The sequence below is a fragment of the Bacillus sp. FJAT-27245 genome, assembly GCF_001273955.1.
Taxonomy (GTDB): domain Bacteria; phylum Bacillota; class Bacilli; order Bacillales; family Cytobacillaceae; genus Bacillus_D.
The window spans coordinates 1,635,212-1,653,319 of sequence record NZ_LIGI01000001.1 but is presented as its reverse complement, the minus strand read 5'-3'; the positions used below and the strand labels follow the sequence as shown (position 1 = coordinate 1,653,319).

Annotated in this window: 19 protein-coding genes, 1 pseudogene and 1 other annotated feature; all 20 genes and pseudogenes read right to left on the bottom strand. The window is 47.4% G+C overall.

Annotated elements, in window-relative coordinates; all coding sequences use genetic code 11:
- Positions 1-132: 132 nt before the first annotated feature.
- Positions 133-672, bottom strand: coding sequence for a bifunctional pyr operon transcriptional regulator/uracil phosphoribosyltransferase PyrR (gene pyrR / locus ADU24_RS07990; RefSeq protein WP_156324677.1), 540 nt, complete (start codon positions 670-672; stop codon positions 133-135).
- A 183-nt stretch (positions 673-855) separates the two neighbouring features.
- Positions 856-1,767, bottom strand: coding sequence for an RluA family pseudouridine synthase (locus ADU24_RS07985; RefSeq protein WP_053366127.1), 912 nt, complete (start codon positions 1,765-1,767; stop codon positions 856-858).
- Positions 1,739-2,251 carry a signal peptidase II gene (gene lspA, locus ADU24_RS07980; protein ID WP_269432219.1) on the bottom strand — a complete coding sequence of 171 codons (513 nt, stop codon included), beginning with the start codon at positions 2,249-2,251 and terminating at the stop codon, positions 1,739-1,741. The genes ADU24_RS07985 and lspA overlap by 29 nt, the downstream gene beginning before the upstream one ends.
- A gap of 135 nt (positions 2,252-2,386) precedes the next feature.
- Positions 2,387-5,152 carry an isoleucine--tRNA ligase gene (gene ileS / locus ADU24_RS07975; protein ID WP_053366126.1) on the bottom strand — a complete coding sequence of 922 codons (2,766 nt, stop codon included), beginning with the start codon at positions 5,150-5,152 and terminating at the stop codon, positions 2,387-2,389.
- A gap of 75 nt (positions 5,153-5,227) precedes the next feature.
- Positions 5,228-5,466, bottom strand: a binding site (T-box leader).
- A gap of 51 nt (positions 5,467-5,517) precedes the next feature.
- Positions 5,518-6,033 carry a DivIVA domain-containing protein gene (locus ADU24_RS07970; protein WP_053366125.1) on the bottom strand — a complete coding sequence of 172 codons (516 nt, stop codon included), beginning with the start codon at positions 6,031-6,033 and terminating at the stop codon, positions 5,518-5,520.
- A 130-nt stretch (positions 6,034-6,163) separates the two neighbouring features.
- Positions 6,164-6,937: a YlmH family RNA-binding protein gene (locus ADU24_RS07965; RefSeq protein ID WP_053366124.1), complete on the bottom strand. Its 774-nt coding sequence runs from the start codon at positions 6,935-6,937 to the stop codon at positions 6,164-6,166.
- Positions 6,938-7,016: 79 nt separating this feature from the next.
- Positions 7,017-7,277 carry a YggT family protein gene (locus tag ADU24_RS07960; protein WP_053366123.1) on the bottom strand — a complete coding sequence of 87 codons (261 nt, stop codon included), beginning with the start codon at positions 7,275-7,277 and terminating at the stop codon, positions 7,017-7,019.
- A 6-nt stretch (positions 7,278-7,283) separates the two neighbouring features.
- Entirely contained in the window at positions 7,284-7,724 is a 441-nt protein-coding gene (locus ADU24_RS07955) for a cell division protein SepF (protein WP_053366122.1), read from the bottom strand.
- Positions 7,714-8,415, bottom strand: a complete 702-nt coding sequence (locus tag ADU24_RS07950) for a YggS family pyridoxal phosphate-dependent enzyme (protein WP_053366121.1) — start codon at positions 8,413-8,415, stop codon at positions 7,714-7,716. The genes ADU24_RS07955 and ADU24_RS07950 overlap by 11 nt, the downstream gene beginning before the upstream one ends.
- Entirely contained in the window at positions 8,415-9,242 is an 828-nt protein-coding gene (pgeF, locus tag ADU24_RS07945) for a peptidoglycan editing factor PgeF (RefSeq protein WP_053366120.1), read from the bottom strand. Before pgeF ends, ADU24_RS07950 begins: the two co-directional genes overlap by 1 nt.
- Before the next feature lie 58 nt (positions 9,243-9,300).
- Positions 9,301-9,582, bottom strand: coding sequence for a YlmC/YmxH family sporulation protein (locus ADU24_RS07940; RefSeq protein ID WP_053366119.1), 282 nt, complete (start codon positions 9,580-9,582; stop codon positions 9,301-9,303).
- Positions 9,583-9,760: 178 nt separating this feature from the next.
- On the bottom strand, positions 9,761-10,540 hold the full coding sequence (gene sigG / locus ADU24_RS07935; protein ID WP_053366118.1) for an RNA polymerase sporulation sigma factor SigG: 780 nt from the start codon (positions 10,538-10,540) through the stop codon (positions 9,761-9,763).
- Positions 10,541-10,705: 165 nt separating this feature from the next.
- Positions 10,706-11,425 (bottom strand): RNA polymerase sporulation sigma factor SigE, encoded by a 720-nt coding sequence (sigE, locus tag ADU24_RS07930; RefSeq protein ID WP_053366117.1) that lies wholly within the window; start codon positions 11,423-11,425, stop codon positions 10,706-10,708.
- Positions 11,426-11,469: 44 nt separating this feature from the next.
- A complete protein-coding gene (gene spoIIGA, locus ADU24_RS07925; RefSeq protein WP_053366116.1) occupies positions 11,470-12,402 on the bottom strand; it encodes a sigma-E processing peptidase SpoIIGA in 933 nt (310 codons plus the stop codon).
- Positions 12,403-12,651: 249 nt separating this feature from the next.
- Complete coding sequence (gene ftsZ / locus ADU24_RS07920; RefSeq protein WP_053366115.1) at positions 12,652-13,788, bottom strand: cell division protein FtsZ; 1,137 nt, start codon at positions 13,786-13,788, stop codon at positions 12,652-12,654.
- A gap of 173 nt (positions 13,789-13,961) precedes the next feature.
- The gene (gene ftsA, locus ADU24_RS07915) at positions 13,962-15,245 is read right to left on the bottom strand and encodes a cell division protein FtsA (protein WP_053366114.1); all 1,284 of its coding nucleotides are present in this window, start codon (positions 15,243-15,245) and stop codon (positions 13,962-13,964) included.
- Between the two features lie 119 nt (positions 15,246-15,364).
- Positions 15,365-15,729: pseudogene (locus ADU24_RS07910) on the bottom strand (small basic family protein); the annotation flags it as partial.
- Positions 15,729-16,472 (bottom strand): DUF881 domain-containing protein, encoded by a 744-nt coding sequence (locus ADU24_RS07905; protein ID WP_053368841.1) that lies wholly within the window; start codon positions 16,470-16,472, stop codon positions 15,729-15,731. The gene ADU24_RS07905 and the pseudogene ADU24_RS07910, both read right to left, overlap by 1 nt.
- A 37-nt stretch (positions 16,473-16,509) precedes the next feature.
- Entirely contained in the window at positions 16,510-17,217 is a 708-nt protein-coding gene (locus tag ADU24_RS07900; protein WP_231689589.1) for a DUF881 domain-containing protein, read from the bottom strand.
- Complete coding sequence (locus ADU24_RS07895; RefSeq protein ID WP_053366112.1) at positions 17,195-17,980, bottom strand: cell division protein FtsQ/DivIB; 786 nt, start codon at positions 17,978-17,980, stop codon at positions 17,195-17,197. Before ADU24_RS07895 ends, ADU24_RS07900 begins: the two co-directional genes overlap by 23 nt.
- Between the last annotated feature and the right edge of the window lie 128 nt (positions 17,981-18,108).

The following is an 18,108-nucleotide window of genomic DNA, read 5'->3' as shown; positions in this document are numbered from 1 at the left end:
GCAAGGAGGTTAAAATGCTTGCCGGACTTTTATTGTTCCGGCTTTTGAGCGACACCCGTGGCGCGGCTCCGCATTTCCCCCTTTGCAGGCTCTCAGGACTGCTTTTAAAAGGGCTATTTATTATTGTCCGATCTATTCGTATATGCTTACCTGGTCGCAGCCGTCCACTTCTTCGAGCTCGACGACAATCCTTTCGGAACTTGATGTTGGGATATTTTTACCGACATAATCTGCCCTGATCGGCAATTCGCGATGGCCTCTGTCCACAAGGACTGCCAGCTGGATTTGGGCCGGCCGCCCAAGGTCCATGATCGCATCCATTCCCGCCCTCACCGTCCTGCCGGTGTAGAGGACATCATCGACAAGAATGACCTTTTTATCTGTTACCCCGCCCGGAATATCCGATCCCTTAACATGCGGTTCCAGATCCTCGGTAACTTTAGTCAAATCATCCCGATATAAGGTAATATCAAGTTCGCCGGATGCAACAGAGGCGCCTTCAATTTCACGGATCCTTTCAACAAGGCGCTCCGCGATGTAAATGCCTCTTGTCCGGATCCCCACAATCACACATTCTTCAATTCCCTTATTTTTTTCGATGATTTGGTGGGCAATCCGCGTAAGCGCCCTTCTGATTGCCTGTTCATCCAACACTAGTGCTTTCTGGCCCATCATTCTACCTACCTTCTTTTACAATAAAAAACCTCCCGCAGCTAGTGGGGAGGTTGGAAAAATCGCATGTAGCCACATACCCTGATAGGGGTGTGTGAATGTCGGTTCCTTCCCAGCCTCTCTGGACTGCTTTTAAAGGGCTTATTAATCTTATAAACATACTACTTGAAGCCGTTTCCTCTGTCAACCATTATTGCGCAATTCATCGAGCAGTTTGTCGAAATATGCGGGTAACGGGGCTTCAAACTCAAGATATTCGCCGGTTCTAGGGTGCTTAAAGCCAAGAATTCCGGCGTGGAGGGCCTGGCCGCCAAGCTCCAGCGTTTTCTTCGGGCCATATTTCGGGTCTCCCGCTAGCGGGTAGCCGATATATTTCATATGGACCCTAATCTGGTGGGTCCTTCCTGTTTCAAGCTGGCATTCGACAAATGAAAAATCGCCCAGCCTCTCGAGGACCTGGAAATGGGTAACGGCATGTTTCCCGTTATCAACGACCGTCATGCTTTGCCGGTCCTTGGGATCCCTGCCAAGAGGTGCGTCAATCGTGCCATGATCGTGGGGAATGCTCCCATGCACAAGCGCCTTATACTTCCTCGTAACCGATTTTTCAACGAGCTGGTTAACGAGGCTTTCATGCGCCATATCATTTTTCGCTACCATGAGGAGGCCTGATGTATCCTTGTCGATTCTGTGGACGATCCCGGGCCTCAGCACTCCGTTGATCCCGGAAAGATCCTTGCAATGATACATTAGCCCATTAACAAGCGTCCCGGTCAAATGGCCTGGAGCCGGATGGACTACCATCCCTTTTGGCTTGTTCACCACCAGGACGTCCCCATCCTCATAGTAAATTTCAAGATTCATTTTTTCCGGAATCGCATCAAGCTCTTCCGGTTCCGGAATCGATATTTCAATAACATCGTGTTCAGCGCATTTATAATTTGTTTTTACCGGCTTGCCATTTACAAGGACAAGGCCGTCCTTAATCCATTGCTGGACCTGGGTCCGGGACCATTCCTCATTCAGGCCTGATACCGCTTTGTCAATTCTGTCACCCTTCTCGCTCTCAGCGATGGTGTGTACCATTTTTTCCATATGTTTTCTCCTTCTTCGTTTGGCGCTCTTCTTTCAGCATCTGGAACATCAAAAGGCTCACCCCGATAACCAGCGCGGAATCAGCAATGTTGAATACCGGGAAATTGTAGCTGAAAATGTACGTGTGGATGAAATCAACCACTTCCTGGCGGTAAACCCTATCAATAAAGTTTCCGATTGCCCCGCCAAGCATAAACCCTAACGAAACACCCAAAAGCCTGTTTCCCCCAGCAGCTTTTCGGATGTAATACACAATTCCTATGATGACCACAACGGTAATCACATAAAAAAGCCACATTTGTCCCTGGAGGATTCCCCAGGCGGCTCCCTTGTTCCTATGGGAGGTGATATAAAGGATATTCTCGATAACAGGAATACTGTCCCCTATGTTCATGTTTTTTACAATCAGCCATTTGGTAAATTGGTCAAGTGCAATAATAAATGCTGCAATCACGTAATAAAACACCAAGTTAACCCTCCACATCTTCTCGATGACTTCTTATGCATTTTAGCATAAATAAGCCCCCAATCACAATTGCAGCCGACGCCCCCACATTTTCAAAAAAATAGCCGCCCTGCAAAAAGCAGGCGCGGCCCACACTAGATATACTACTTTTGCTTACAGTTGCGAGGATTCTTTAACAACACTTGCGCAACGGGCGCACAAAGCCGGGTGATCCGGATCGGAACCGGTATCTGTCGTAACAACCCAGCACCTGTCACAAGTCTCGCCTTCCGCCTTCGTAACCACAATGGAAGCAGTCTCAAGCTTAAGAGCCTCTGCCGGAGCATATTCCGCCTCGCCGGCCACTTCCAATCCGGAAACGATGAAAAGCTGTTTCAGATCCTCATCGATTGAATCAAGAAGCTCCCTGGTTTGCTTATTCACATAAAGGGTTACCTTCGCGGTCAGCGACTTGCCAATCACTTTTTCATTCCGCGCTTCTTCGAGTGCTTTTAGGACATCATCCCTGAGCTTCATGAATGCTGTCCATTTTTCCATAAGCGCATCCGCATTATCATATTGTTTATATTCAGGCATATCGGTCAGCTGGACGCTTTCCTCGTTAACGCCCGGAATGAATTCCCAAACCTCGTCCGCTGTATGGGACAGGATTGGGGAAACGAGCTGGGCAAGGGAAACGAGCGATTCATAAAGTACGGTCTGAATTGCGCGCCTTGCCTTGTTATCCTTCGCCTCGATGTAAAGAATATCTTTTGCGAAATCAAGGTAGAACGAACTCAGGTCAAGCGTACAGAAGTTGTTTACCGCATGGTAAATTCCCGAGAATTCATACTTGTCGTAAGAGGTTCTCACCTGCTTGATTAGCCTGTTGAGCTTCACGAGCATGAATTGGTCTACCTCACGCAGTTCTCCATAGGAAAGGGCATCTGTTTCCGGATTGAAATCAGCCAGGTTTCCGAGCAGGAACCGGAAAGTGTTCCTGATTTTCCTGTATACTTCGGCAACCTGCTTCAGGATCGCATCAGAAACGCGCACATCGGATTGGTAATCGACCGAAGCCACCCATAGGCGCAGGATGTCCGCACCCATCTGTTTCATGATTTTTTCAGGAACCATGACATTCCCGAGTGATTTACTCATTTTCCGGCCTTCCCCGTCGAGGACAAATCCATGGCTCAATACCCCTTTATACGGCGCCTTGCCTGTCACGGCTACAGCGGTAGAAAGCGATGAGTTGAACCAGCCGCGGTATTGGTCGGAGCCTTCCAAATAAAGGTCGGCCGGGCGCTGCAGGTCATCCCGTTCTTCCAGCACAGCCTGATGGGATGAACCGGAGTCGAACCATACATCCATGATGTCGGATTCCTTTGTGAATGCCCCATTTGGCGAACCAGGGTGTGTGAAGCCTTCAGGGAGAAGGTCCTTGGCCTCCCTTTCAAACCAAATATTCGAACCATATTCACGGAACAGATTGGAAACATGCTCGATTGTTTCATCCGTGATAATAGATTCGCCATTTTCAGCGTAGAAAACGGGAATCGGCACGCCCCAGACACGCTGCCTGGAAATGCACCAATCGCCGCGGTCACGGACCATATTGAAGAGGCGCGTTTCGCCCCAGGCAGGAACCCATTCCGTTTCTTTAACCGCATCGAGCAGTTCGTTCCGGAAATCCTTGATCGAAGCGAACCACTGGGCGGTGGCCCGGAAAATAACCGGCTTTTTCGTCCGCCAGTCGTGCGGATAGGAGTGGGTAATGAACGAAAGCTTCAGCAATGCCCCTGCTTCATCCAATGCCTGTGTGATCGGCTTGTTGGCTTCATCGTAAAATTTCCCTTCAAAGCCTTCCGCCTCTGCTGTCATATAGCCTTTGTCATCCACTGGGCAAAGCACACCAAGCCCATATTTCTGTCCGACATAAAAGTCATCTTCCCCGTGCCCAGGGGCGGTGTGCACACACCCGGTTCCCGCATCGGTTGTTACATGCTCGCCAAGCATGACAAGGGAATCGCGGTCGTACAGCGGATGGCCTGCTGTAATGTATTCAAGCTCGCTGCCTTTAACCTTCCGGGCAACTTCATAGGAATCCCAGCCAATTTCCTTTGCCACTGACTCGAGAAGGGCCTCGGCAACAACATAGTTCTTCCCGTTTGCCGAAACAACCGCGTAATCAAGGTCCGGATGCACGGAAATACCGAGATTGGCAGGAATGGTCCATGGAGTCGTCGTCCAGATAATGATGCTCGTATCCGCATCAAGTACGCCTTTTCCATCTTTCACTTTGAAACCAACATAAATGGAAGGCGACTTTTTATCCTTGTATTCAATTTCCGCCTCTGCAAGCGCGGACTCACTTGAAGGTGACCAGTACACTGGCTTCTTGCCCTTGTAAATATAGCCTTTTTTCGCCATTTCCCCGAATACTTTGATTTGCTGCGCTTCATATTCAGGCTTCAGGGTGATATATGGGTTATCCCAATCGCCCCGGACTCCAAGCCGTCTGAACTGAGACCGTTGGCTATCGATTTGGCCAAGCGCGTATTCGGTGCAAAGCTGCCTGAATTCAGCGACTGTCATTTCCTTACGCTTAACGCCCTTATTCGCCAATGCCTGTTCGATTGGCAGGCCGTGTGTATCCCATCCAGGTACATAAGGAGCACAGTAGCCTGTCATCGACTTATGGCGGACAATGATATCTTTCAGGATTTTGTTAAGGGCATGGCCCATATGGATATCACCGTTCGCATACGGAGGGCCGTCATGCAGTACATACATCGGGCGGCCTTTTGTCCGCTCCTGCACTTTTTTATAAATATCTTGTTCTTCCCATTTCACCTGGATTTCCGGCTCCCTTTTCGGAAGGTTGCCCCGCATTGGAAAATCCGTATTCGGCATCAGCAATGTGTCTTTGTAATCCATTATCTTTTCCTCCTGAACTTACTGGCCCTTAATTAGGGGACATTTTCTTTCAAAATAAAAAACCTTCCCATCCCAAATAGGGACGAGAAGGTTTTGTTTTCCCGCGGTACCACCCTGATAGGCAGCATATTTACACGCCGCCCGCTCAAACATCCGTAACGTGGATTTAGCGCCACAGCTTACTAGGCTTCGCTTCAGCCGTTCAGTGCGGGACTCCCGGGTGATTTTCCAATTTCCTGCTTTTGCCGGCTTCCACCAATCCCGGCTCGCTAGAAAAGCTTGTGAAATTGTACTGTCCCTTTCATAGCCTGTTAGTCTTTTCAATTCTTATATTAGGAAATTATATGCCATTATGAAGGCATCCGTCAAGCGAGCGAATCCTCTTCCTCGGTCGCCTTCAGTTCGGTCGCATCCAGCTTATAATCGAGAAGGTGATCCCAGTCGTCGTTGTTGATCATATCAAGCTGTGCTTCGATGAGCATTTTGAAGCGGGTCCTGAATACTTTGGATTGTTTCTTCAGATCTTCGATTTCAAGAGCGATCTTACGCGCTTTCGATAATGACTCGTTTACTATCCTGTCGGCGTTCTTCTCGGCTTCCTTGATGATAAGCTTGGCTTCTTTCTGGGCAATCCGCTTTACTTCCTCGGCTGCCTCCTGGGCGATGATAATCGACTTGTTCAGCGTTTCCTCAATATTGGTAAAATGGCCGAGACGGTCATTCATATCATTCAGGCGCTCTTCCAGTTCCTTTTTTTCGCGGAGGATCAATTCGTAGTCCTTGATCACTTGATCGAGAAATTCGTTTACTTCGTCTTCATCGTATCCCCGGAATCCCTTTGTGAATTCCTTATTGTGTATATCCAATGGTGTTAATGGCATAACGCCACCTCCCTTAAATTGAGTATCCGTTCCTTATGCAGGCATACCTTTCTTTCTGTTTGTTTGATATGTATTTTATCTACTTAATAATTCGACAGGAACAGGCAGTTTCCTGCAAAAGGCTGTAAATTTATTTTTGTTTTGCGGCAATAATTCGCCATTTTTCTTTTTTAGTTTTCCCCTCAATGGAAATGACCCTGGATCGGCCATAGCCGCGGGTTGAAATCATGTCGCCTTCGCCCATTTCAAACGCGGGATTCGCCGTCTCAGCCCAATTTACTTTGACGAGCCCCTGCTGGATGAGGAGCTGGGCTTTCTGCCTCGATAAATGGTGGATGGCAGCAAGAACAGCGTCAAGCCTGAGCGAGCTTACCGTCAGCGTCTCTTCGGCCCAAGCTTCAGCTGGCTGCAGCGCCTGCCCAATTGGAATTTCACTGATGTTTACCGAAGCCCTTCCAATTGACTCTAGCTGCATCTTGACGAAATCCACCACTTCGGAAGCGCAATAAAATTGCGCTTTTCCTTCACCTATCAAGATGTCGCCGAACTTCCCCCGTTTCAATCCGATTGACATCAGGCTACCGAGAACCTGGGGATGTTCGATTGAAACAAATTTCGAAGGATAGCGGATATCCATGAGGCTAATTTGGAACTCTTCCTCCGCTGTTTCGGCATAATCCGGAAGCAAAAGCGCCCGCCTTCGTTCGGCCCGGCCGGTGCCCCCGTAGAACTCGACCCGGACTTCCCCGTTCTCGCCGATCAATGTTTTAAGAATATGCTGCTCCCTTGGATCAAGAAAGTCGGTCAATTTCACCGCATAGGAAATTTCCGCCTGGTTTTTCCATTGCAGTACCTGATCTATGAATTCCCTTTCCGAAGGCCTGAAATGTTGGTAAATATTCATATTTTTGCTCCTCGAATACAATGCTCAAGCAAAAAGGACCGGCCGCCTAAAGCCAGCCCGCCTAAAAGCGACGCGCCCATTAAAACCAGGTGAATACCCTCATAAGGCCATTCATCGCAAACTGGAGGACAAGGATGGCGACAATCGGGGAGATGTCAATCATCCCAAGCGGCGGGATGAATCTTCTGAATTGTTCCAAATACGGTTCGCAAATCCTTGCCAGGAACTGGCCGATGGCAGTCCCTCTTGCATTTGGAAACCAGGACATTAATATGTAAATAATTAAAGCCCAGATATATAAATTAACGATTTTCGCTAGATAAAATCCAATCACAGCCATTAACTTTTACCACCTCGAATCCTGAAAATCATGCTCCTGCATCAGCTCGGATATATTGCCTGAAACCTCGACATTATCCGGCGTGCACAGGAAGATGCTCAGGCCAATTTTTTGTATATCGCCGCCAATCGCATACACGGTCCCGCTGAGGAAGTCAACAATCCGCTTAGCCTGATCATGGTCGATCCGCTGCAGGTTGACGACAACGGCCCGGCGGTTTTTCAGGTGATCGGCGATTTCCTGGGCTTCGGAATACATCCTTGGCTCAATCAAAACCACCTTTGAATTTGATGCCTTCTGGACGCTTTGGAGGCTGACGACATTTTGCGTCTTTGCCACCTGCTGTTTTTGTGGCCTTAACGGTTCAGGCTCTTCAACATAGTCCTCTTCTTCATCGTATTGTTCGTCAAGAAAGAAGAAATTTTTAAACTTTGATTTAATGCTCATCTACATGCACCTCCATATCGTTTTTTCCGACGAGGGACGTGCCAATCCTGACCATCGTCGCCCCTTCCTCGACGGCAACTTCATAGTCATTCGACATCCCCATTGACAATTCCGTGCACGGGGCATGCGGCAATCCCATTGCGCTGATCTTGTCCCTCAACTCCCTGAGTGTTTGGAAGCAATTCCTTAGAACAGCTTCGTCATCCGTCAAGGGAGCCATCGTCATAAGCCCTTCAACACGTATTTTCCGGTATTGCTTCACTTCCGAAATGAATGCTATAACGTCTTCCGGTTTAAGCCCCTGTTTCGATTCTTCACCGGAAACATTTACTTGTACGAGGCATTTTACTTCTTTCTCCGCCCGCTTATCAATTTCTTTGGCGAGTGACAGCCTGTCCAACGAATGAATGTAATCAGCTTTCCCGATGATGTTTTTTACTTTCCTTGATTGCAGCGAACCGATGAAATGGAAAGAGGCCTTTTCTCCGAGGGTATCCCATTTTCGGAGAAATCCGTCATCACGGTTTTCCCCGATGTCCCGAATTCCGGCCTCGACTGCTTCCAAAGCCCTATCCGTACTGACATATTTTGTTACGGCAATAATTTTCACTTCATCAGGATCCCTTTTGGATTTCAGGCAGGCTTCTGCTATCCTGGTGCGTATTTCTCTATGATTTTCTGCTACCCCCATTACCTAAAAGAACCCTCCTTCCAACCAATAAATCCAAGCATCCTCCCGGTCTTCCCCTTGTCCCTTCGGTGGGAAAAGAAGCTTCCATTTCCGCACGATGAACAAAGCCCGGTCACAGCAATGTTGCGCGCCGGTATTCCGGCCTTTTCCAACAGTATCTTGTTCATTGTCTGGAGATCTAGGGAATAGTGCCCGGCGCTAATTTGATTATATGGTTTTTTTTCGACATGTTCTAGTATCTTTTCTGCAAAAGCGATTACCCTGCCGTCGACAATGTAACAATTTTTGCAAATGGATGGCCCGATGGCCGCGAAAATATCCGAAGGCGCAATCCCTTCCGCCCTCCAGGCATCGACCATTTTAGGGCCGATTCCGTTAACTGTACCCTTCCATCCAGCATGGGCGATGCCTACCATCCTGCTCCCCGGATCGAAGAAATAGAGCGGTACGCAATCAGCAAAACAGAGGGACAACAGGATGCCTGGTTCGTTTGTGTAGAACCCGTCTGTATCCCGGACAGAATCACTGTAGGCTTCTGCTCCCCGCCCCTTCAAATGGGAGCCTGCTTTGACAATGTTCGTCCCATGTGTTTGTTCGGCACCCACCATATCAAGAAGCGAAAAGCCTGCCATCCCGGCAATTGTCTCCCGATTTTTCCTAACCACGGCAGGATTGTCCCCCACATGGAAACCGGTATTCATACTCTCAAATTCACCCGTGCTATACCCTCCGGCCTTCGCAGTAAAGCCTGCGGAAAGGCCGGGATATTCCTTCATCCAACCGCCTAGAAATAAAATTGATTCATTCTGTGAAAGAAATGGTTCCATCGTTTTCCCCTGTTTTTTCTCTAGTTTACCATACCGCGCCTAAATCCGACAGGCTAACTTACCCGACGGTGTTTTCCTGCCCTTCAGGAGCGGATTTATGTGCCAGCCCACTGGCTCTTACCAGGATTACGTCCTGGCCAATCTTCAGGATGTTGGCCCAAGGGATTACAGTATCTTCATCTTTTCCGAAAAAGCCAAGCACCTTTCCCGCGCCTCCAATCACCACCGCCTGTATTTTTCCGGTGGCAAGGTTTATGTCTATGTCGGTTACGTTGCCAAGCTTTTTTCCATCGGCTACATTAATGACGTCCTTCATTTGAAAATCGGATATCCTCACCATTACAATCCACCCCTGTCATTTGCTATTTAAACTATATGACAGAGGGACGGGAAAATTGTTTGCACAGGGGGAGAAAAGTTGGCAGGCCATCCATTCCTCCATGCAGCCAGCCTTTTTCTTTGGGCAAATCAGGAAGCCAGGGTAAAAAAATTGAAGAAGCCGCCTTTTCAAGGCAGCTTCAGCTTTGAATATTTTTATTCATTTGTTTAATGGCCGCTTTTTCAAGCCTTGAAACCTGCGCCTGCGAAATTCCTATTTCATCCGCTACTTCCATTTGCGTCTTCCCCTGGAAGAAGCGTTTTCGCAATATAAGCTTTTCCCGGTCGTTCAGCCTTCGCATCCCTTCCTTGAGCGCGATTTCCTCAATCCAATGCGTATCCTTGTTCCGCTCATCACTTAGTTGGTCCATCACATAAATGGGATCCCCGCCGTCATTGTAAATCGGTTCGAATAGGGAAACGGGATCCTGGATTGCATCAAGGGCAAAGACGATTTCTTCATGGGGAACTTCAAGGACCTTCGCAATTTCTTCCGCTGTCGGCTCCCTTGATGTTTCGCCCATCAGCTTCTCCCTGACCTGCAGTGCCTTGTAGGCGATGTCCCTGAGCGATCTTGATACCCGGATGGGATTGTTGTCGCGCAAATAGCGCCTGATTTCCCCGATAATCATCGGCACCGCGTAAGTGGAAAACTTTACATTCTGGCCCAAATCGAAATTATCGATTGACTTCATGAGGCCAATACAGCCAACCTGAAATAGGTCGTCGACAAATTCGCCGCGGTTGTTGAAGCGCTGGATGACACTGAGCACAAGCCGCAGGTTGCCATTGACAAGCTTTTCCCGGGCAGTCAGGTCCCCTGCCTGCATTTCACGGAAAAGCATGCGCATTTCATCGTTTTTCAATACAGGAAGCTTCGATGTGTCGACGCCGCATATTTCAACCTTATTTCGGGTCAATGCCTTTTCCCTCCTTGTAGGAGCTGCTGTTCAAAAAACAGTATCTCCTTGGAAAGGAAAAATATGCAGGCCCCCATGAGCCGGGAAAGACGGTCCAAGCCCAAATCCCTTTACGTTCGCGACTTCCGCCTTCAAAATTTTTTTTGCCGCCCCATTGAAGGCAGTTTAGACCATTTTATTGAATTCCTTGCGCAACCTCTTAATAATCCGCTTTTCAAGCCTGGAAATATACGATTGAGAGATGCCGAGCATATCAGCGACATCTTTCTGCGTCTTCTCTTCCCCGTTCGCCAGGCCGAAGCGCAGCTCCATAATTTGCTTCTCGCGGTCCGATAGCTGGTGCAGCGCTTTGGATAGCAGCTTTCGGTCCACATTTGCCTCAAGATCCCTTGTAATAATATCGTCATCCGTCCCAAGTACATCCGAAAGAAGAAGCTCATTTCCATCCCAATCGATGTTGAGTGGTTCATCGAAGGAAACTTCCGACCTGATTTTGTTGTTCCTCCGCAAATACATTAGGATTTCATTTTCAATGCATCTGGAAGCATAAGTGGCTAGTTTGATCTTTTTCTCTGGATTGAATGTGTTTACAGCCTTGATAAGCCCTATCGTGCCGATCGAGATCAAATCCTCGATATTGATGCCCGTATTTTCAAATTTCCTGGCTATATAAACGACAAGCCGCAAATTTCTTTCAATCAGGATGGAACGCGCGGTTTTATCCCCCGCGGGAAGCTTTTTCAAGAGGACTTCCTCCTCCTCCTTGCTAAGCGGTGGCGGCAGTGCTTCGCTGCCCCCTATGTAATGGACTTCTTCACTTTTCAAACCAAGCTTAAAAAGCAGCTTCGACCAGTAATAGTATAAACGGAGCCTCCATTTTTTCACGTTTGTTCCTCCTTCTAAAAAAAGTATCGGTGAGTATATTAGTATTAACTTGCCATGCCGGGGCCTCCCGGAACGCCTGTCAGCATCTTAGGATGGACAATGCACTCAAAGGACCCATCGGATGAAAGCTCCTGAAGTGTAAATGAAACGAGCGCTTTTTTTGTATGGAATATTTGTTCACCTTGCGTAATGGCAACCATATCTGGTTTGATGGCCAGCACCAGCCGATTTTCTTGTCCGACTACCGAATAAGGCACAATTCTTATGCGATGCTCCCATTCGGCATCCAAAGGGACGTCTCCATAAATAATTGCATCCGGGTCGGATGATGCGGCCAGAATCGGTGGCGGCAATGAGCCAATTGTCTTTTTCACGGAAGCAAACATGACTGGAAGCCTTGTAATTGGGTCATACAGCTGGTTTCCGCTATCGATTAAACCGGTAAAGCAGAGCTCTTCCCCATTAATGGTAATTTGGACTTTGACAAGCTGGCCGAATTTGATTTTCGCCATTTCAATGGCCGCAAGCCTGTTTTTTGAAAAATGCCAAGCGAGAGGAAATCCAATTAACACGAATGCCCAGCTTACCGGATCCCCGAACCCTTCCGATATGGAAGAGAGGAACGCTTTCGATGCTGCTCCGCCTGTTTGCAAAAAATAATGCGCCCCCATCATCGCTCCCCCGACCAAAAACGTCGAGAGGTAGAGGGCGGCAAGCGATGATAAAAAGAATCTCATCCCTTTGTAGCCAAAAGCGGCCAGAACCATCAAAATTGAAAACAGCAGCTTGGAAAGAGGATGCCCTGCATATGTGCCAAGAGGAGTGAAATGGAGCAAGATTATTAGGGAACCGATGAACCCGCCTGCCGCTATTTTCCAGGGAGGAACGGCCATTTTCAGCACAATTGCCGACAGGCTGAGAAGGAGGCAGTCAAAGAGCAGGTTCAATGCCCATATTACATCCAAGTAAACAGTCACAAGCATATTCTCCTCATTCGGGATCCTGTTAGACAGGATGCCTTGTTCTGTTTACGAAAAAGTATATAGCATCCCGAGGTTGAAAGTGTGTCGATTCCTGTACGTGAAATGATGGAATTTTCAACGATTCCCCTCGGCTTTTGCCAATTTCAATTGTAAAGGCTCCACTTTGGCAAAAATAAAAAGCACGCCCATTTTTGGGACGTGCTTTCAACATGATATTTTTTAAACTGGCTGGAAAACCTGTCGTTACCTTCTCCTGTTCCGGTTGCGAAGGAATGTCGGGATATCCAATGTATCTTCCTGTGAGACCGAGGAAGGCCTTTGCGGCTCCTGTACCGGTTCTTCACGTTTCGGCTCCCTCTTGACAGTCCCAATCGATGGTTTCGGCTGTCCAAAAGTCGGACGGGCTGATGGCTTTTGCTGAAGGGATTCTTCATTGAAGCCGGTCGCAATGACGGTTACAAGAATTTCATCCTTTAAATTTTCGTTAATGACTGATCCGAAGATCATGTTTACTTCCTGGTCAGATGCTGAAGCAACAATATCAGCAGCTTCCTGGACTTCATACAGGCTAAGGTTCGTTCCTCCGGTGATGTTCATCAGGACGCCTTGCGCGCCATCAATCGAAGTCTCAAGCAGCGGGGAGCTGATCGCTTTTTTGGCGGCTTCGGCAGCGCGATTTTCACCTGAAGCAACCCCGATACCCATTAGCGCGGAACCTTTGCTGGACATAATTGTTTTTACGTCCGCAAAGTCAAGGTTAATCAACCCAGGCACGGCGATAAGGTCGGATATGCCCTGGACCCCTTGCCGCAATACATTGTCCGCTTCACGAAAGGCTTCAAGCATCGGCGTGCTTTTGTCAACAATTTCGAGAAGACGGTCGTTTGGAATGACGATTAAGGTATCAACAGCGTCCTTCATCCCGGAAATCCCCATGGCTGCCTGGGTCTGCCGCTTTTTCCCTTCAAACGTGAACGGGCGTGTAACAACCCCTACAGTCAGGGCGCCAAGGTCACGCGCGATTTGGGCAATGACAGGAGCCGCGCCGGTTCCGGTGCCTCCGCCCATTCCGGCTGTAACGAATACCATGTCGGCACCGCGGAGCGCTTCTTCAATTTGTTCCTTGCTTTCTTCGGCTGCCCTTTTGCCAACTTCGGGATTGGCACCTGCTCCAAGCCCTCTTGTTAGCTTCGCGCCAATTTGCATTTTCACTTCCGCTTTGGACAGATTGAGGGCTTGGGCGTCTGTATTGACAGCGATGAATTCAACCCCCTGGACACCATGTTCGATCATGCGGTTTACAGCGTTGTTACCGCCGCCCCCGACGCCAATAACTTTTATGGTAGCTAATTGATCTAAATTTGTATCAAACTCCAACATGACAAATCCTCCTAATTCGTCCATTTTCCTTGTCGCCCTGTCGCCCCGTTCATTTGAGGCAAATTGCCTGCCTGATTTTCTAATCTAAAGAAAAAGGGATTCAGGCAGGAGAACCCCCGGTTTTAATCGATTCATCAGTCAGCGTCTGGAAAGCAGTTTCAAAACATTTTTGCCTATTCAAAAAAGTAGCCAAAAAATTTCTTAACTTTCGTGGACATTTTTTCTTCAGGCTGTTTGGGCTGCTTTTGCGCTGCCTGTTGTTTTGGCGCCCTGTTTTCCTTATGGTCCTGGGAATGCGGAACGCTTACCGACTGGATATAGCCATCAAGCCTGCTGTTCCTGCTTGCATATTTAATCAATCCGACCCCGGATGTGTATTGCGGTTCCCTTACTCCAATGTAATCAGGAATTGCCCTTCTTACCCTGCTTTGGAAAACCGCCTGCGCAAGTTCTAGCACGCCTTCCATATTTGAAACGCCGCCCGTCAGGACATAGCCGCCTGGAAGGTCGCCGACTCCCATCCTTTTTAGTTCATTCAGGATAAGATCAAATATTTCTTCCAGCCTCGCTTCGATAATTTCCGAAATTTCAAGCTGGGTAAATTGCTGGTGCTGGTCGCTGCCGATAACAGGGACACTGAAAACTTCATCCCCTGAAGCTTGCTCGTAATAGGCATGTCCATATTTGATTTTGATTTTTTCCGCATTTTCAGTTGAAGTCCTAAGAACGATGGAAAGATCCTTCGTAATATGTTCACCGCCAATGGGAATCACGCTCGTGGCGGTCAGGCGGCCCTCATCAAACACCGCGATGGTTGTTGTTCCTCCCCCGATGTCAATAAGGGCTGTGCCGAGGTTTTTCTCATCGTTTGAGAGGGAAAACATTCCGGCGGCAAGAGGCTGGAGCGTAATATCAAGAATTTCAAGATTCGCCCGTTCAACACATCTTAGGACATTATGTAGGATTGTTTTGTAGCCTGTTATGATTGTGCCTTCCATTTCGAGCCTGACGCCCATCATATTGATTGGGTCGGTAATTTCGTCCTGGCCATCGACAATGTACTGGTATGGCACCACATCAATGATTTCCCTTTCAGGCGGGATTGAAATAACCTTGGCTGCATCTTCGACACGGTTAATATCCTCGCGGGTAATTTCCTTGTTGTCACCGGAAACGGCGACTACCCCGTGGCATGGCTGGAGCATGACATGGTTCCCGGTAATCCCGACAATAACTTGCCGTATTTCCATTCCTATCATTCTCTCGGCCTGTTCGACTGCTTTTTTAATAGAATGAACGGTCTCTTCTATATCAACGATGGCCCCTTTTCTGAGCCCGGCTGATTTCACGTTGCCAACTCCGATAATATTTAACGAGTCATTGACCTTCTCACCAATGATCACTTTTACACTGGATGTACCGATGTCAAGACTTACAAATATCTCATTGTTGTTCATCCTATGGCACCTCCTTCGGCAAATACTGCATTTCTACTAGTTTTATCGTTCATAAAAATGTAAATATAATTATATATTATAAAAATATTCGTCAGAACGAAATGATTCCCTTTAAAAAATATCAAATTTTTTCTGTTTTTTCACGTGATGCCGACCATTTGGTAAGGATAATTCGCCTGATTACCGCGATATTTTGAAAAAGCCTTACCCCAAATGCGAACACGGCAGCTAAATACAAGTCTACACCAAGATGGACTCCCAGGAAAGCTAAACTTGCTGCAAGGATTATATTAAAGAAAAAACCCGATACGAAAACCTTTTCGTCATATATATTTTGCAAGTGCGCCCTGATTCCGCCAAACAGGGTATCCAGCGCGGCCAGGACGGCGATTGACAAATAATTCGAATACTCTTCCGGAATCCTGATCTCGGTCATAAGCCCGAGTATCACTCCGATGATAAGCCCCAGGACTGGAAGCCACATCAGGAATTCCCCCCTTCATCGGTCTTGGCCGGCTTCATTGTGTTGATCCTGATCGGATTTCCATATGCCTCGATAGTGATTTCCTGTATTGGGTCCGATACAGTCAAGCGGAGGTTTTCTATGAAAAACTCTTCCATCGACTGGGATGCTTTCATTCGGTTGGAGAGTTTTTCTGCGGCCTGCGCATTGTCTACGATAACTTTTATTTCTACCGGAAGCGCCGAGAGCCGATGTCCGTCTATCCTGGTCTCCGAGCTGATTTCCCTGATGACGGTTGAATTGATTATCCTTTGCCCATCAATGGAGATGTGTTTTGCCTCATACATATTTAATTCGTTTGTCAGCCTTTTTAATAAATCGGGAGTTACAGTCGTACTGATTGGATCCCCGATAAGAACCTCCTCATACACAGGTCCGATTGTCAGGATGATGCCCGGGCCGGTTATTTCAGTCAAACCCGCCTCTATCTTTAATTCCTCAAGCGTTTCCCGGAGTACCTGTTCTTTCCCGTTTTGCCTCTTTGTTTCATACCCGGCAAGCTTGTCCTCGGCTGACCTGATTTCGCCAAGGAGTTCCGACTGCAGCTTCTTTTCCTTGAGGATGTCCTGCCGGAGCTGCCAAATATCCCTTGTATCGCGCACATCAACAGGTTCCTTTACGGTCTGGAACTGGATTGCGATCATAAAACCGATAATGGCTGCAACGATTGAAAAGCTTGTAAGATTCTTTTTTTGCTTGTCCACTTTTTTCACCTAACCTTCTTCGTGGACATTAGTTGAATTAGCTGCCCAAAATCGGATTGAAATTAATAGAATCCTTTTTTTCCAGAGTAAAGACAATATTATCGTTCACTATCTGGTCCTTGACGCCGCCTGTCATGTTAAGGGCTGACTCCAGGACCGCCGGGTCGCCGATCGCCGAAATGACAAATGGAGCAGGGTGCTGTTTTCCGTCTACCGTTATGACAGGCCCATTGCAAACGATGTAAGATTTTGCGGATAGCCTTTGCCCATTTATGGCAACGGCTTCAGCGCCGGATACATACAACTCATTTATCACCTTGAAAACATGGTATTCATGGACGAGATAGTTATTGATGTTTTTTTCATCCGGATTGTATTCCCCATCCGCCAAAGAAACCTGTATTCCCGGCCCTTTCACCTTTACCTTGCCAAGGAACATCCGGTATTTTTCGGCTTCCCTGGCAATTGCTGAGTATGCTTCTTCTTCGTTTGAAAGTTCCTTTTCAATTTGAAGGACCTTTGCCTGCTTTTTATTGTATTCACCTTGGAGCTTCCGGTTCGCTTCCTCGAGGGAAATAAGCTGGTTGCGCAAATCCAGTGTCCGCTCGTAATGGCTGCCTGTGACGTGTTTGTTTTTATGCTTGTTTTCCACAAGCGTCAAATGATAGGAAAAGGCCATTATGTATCCAAGAACAAGGCAAACGAGCGATAAAATCACATGTTTACCCCTCATTTTCTTTTTCAAGGCCTTCCTCCTCCTTTTTTTCGTACGCTTTAAAATAGGAACCGACTTCCAAATCAATGACTCCCTTGACATTAGGATCGAGCTGGCTCACGATCGATGGATAATGAACCATTTTCTCGGCGAAGGTCCTTAAGGAAGCACTAACCTCAAACCCGTCATTCATAAACAGTGACACATGGAATTCATCTGTTTTTTGGGGAGTATAGTGGATTTCGGAAATGGAATTGTAAATTTCCTTTGGTAGCGAAAGAAGGGAAGAACACATTTCATCTAGCACTTTGCCTTCCTTAAAGCCCATCAGGACAGGAACATTTTCTGAGAGAGACTCCTTTTTGTTACCTGGAAGAACCTTTCCGTTTTCCATTACTGAATAAAATCCCGCGTCCTTTGCGAGATATGCAATCCGCCTATGCTCGGTTATCGTAAGAAGGATTTTATTTGGAAGCACGAGTTTTACGCTGGCACTTTTTACTTCCGGCAATTCCATTATTTTTTTGGAAACTGTATTCTTATTGATTTTCCAAATGTTAGTACCGTTGGAAATTCCCGACACTTTCACTAGTTCCGTGTCTTCGTAGGAAGAACTCCCCCTAACTTCCACTCTACTAACGTGGCTCAGAGGGGATTGTATGTAAATGACGGCGGCTATCAGGAAAAAAAACATAAACAGCAGAAGAATCAGCCTTCTATTCGCCCTTTTTCGCCGTTGTTCCTTCAATTTCGGTATCCTGTCTTCAAGTGTAAGCACTTTTCCCTTTTGCATTTCGGTTTCACCCCATCGTGATTAGTGAGAAAAACTCCCCGTAAAGGAAGGGATAATCGAAAACAACGGCACGATAGTCTCATGCCGCCGTTTTTGGTACAGCTTTTCGCCTAATCCAATGGAAACAT

Bases quoted from the DNA above. Each gene is read 5' to 3' on its own strand.
- ADU24_RS07970 (WP_053366125.1), bottom strand. From the start codon at position 6,033: ATGCCATTAACACCATTGGATATACACAATAAGGAATTCACAAAGGGA.
- ADU24_RS07940 (WP_053366119.1), bottom strand. From the start codon at position 9,582: ATGGTGAGGATATCCGATTTTCAAATGAAGGACGTCATTAATGTAGCC.
- pyrR (WP_156324677.1), bottom strand. From the start codon at position 672: ATGGGCCAGAAAGCACTAGTGTTGGATGAACAGGCAATCAGAAGGGCG.
- ADU24_RS07985 (WP_053366127.1), bottom strand. From the start codon at position 1,767: ATGGAAAAAATGGTACACACCATCGCTGAGAGCGAGAAGGGTGACAGA.
- ADU24_RS07955 (WP_053366122.1), bottom strand. From the start codon at position 7,724: ATGAGCATTAAATCAAAGTTTAAAAATTTCTTCTTTCTTGACGAACAA.
- ADU24_RS07965 (WP_053366124.1), bottom strand. From the start codon at position 6,937: ATGAATATTTACCAACATTTCAGGCCTTCGGAAAGGGAATTCATAGAT.
- ADU24_RS07895 (WP_053366112.1), bottom strand. From the start codon at position 17,980: ATGCAAAAGGGAAAAGTGCTTACACTTGAAGACAGGATACCGAAATTG.
- lspA (WP_269432219.1), bottom strand. From the start codon at position 2,251: ATGTGGAGGGTTAACTTGGTGTTTTATTACGTGATTGCAGCATTTATT.
- ADU24_RS07950 (WP_053366121.1), bottom strand. From the start codon at position 8,415: ATGGGGGTAGCAGAAAATCATAGAGAAATACGCACCAGGATAGCAGAA.
- ADU24_RS07960 (WP_053366123.1), bottom strand. From the start codon at position 7,277: ATGGCTGTGATTGGATTTTATCTAGCGAAAATCGTTAATTTATATATC.
- ftsZ (WP_053366115.1), bottom strand. From the start codon at position 13,788: ATGTTGGAGTTTGATACAAATTTAGATCAATTAGCTACCATAAAAGTT.
- ftsA (WP_053366114.1), bottom strand. From the start codon at position 15,245: ATGAACAACAATGAGATATTTGTAAGTCTTGACATCGGTACATCCAGT.
- pgeF (WP_053366120.1), bottom strand. From the start codon at position 9,242: ATGGAACCATTTCTTTCACAGAATGAATCAATTTTATTTCTAGGCGGT.
- ileS (WP_053366126.1), bottom strand. From the start codon at position 5,152: ATGGATTACAAAGACACATTGCTGATGCCGAATACGGATTTTCCAATG.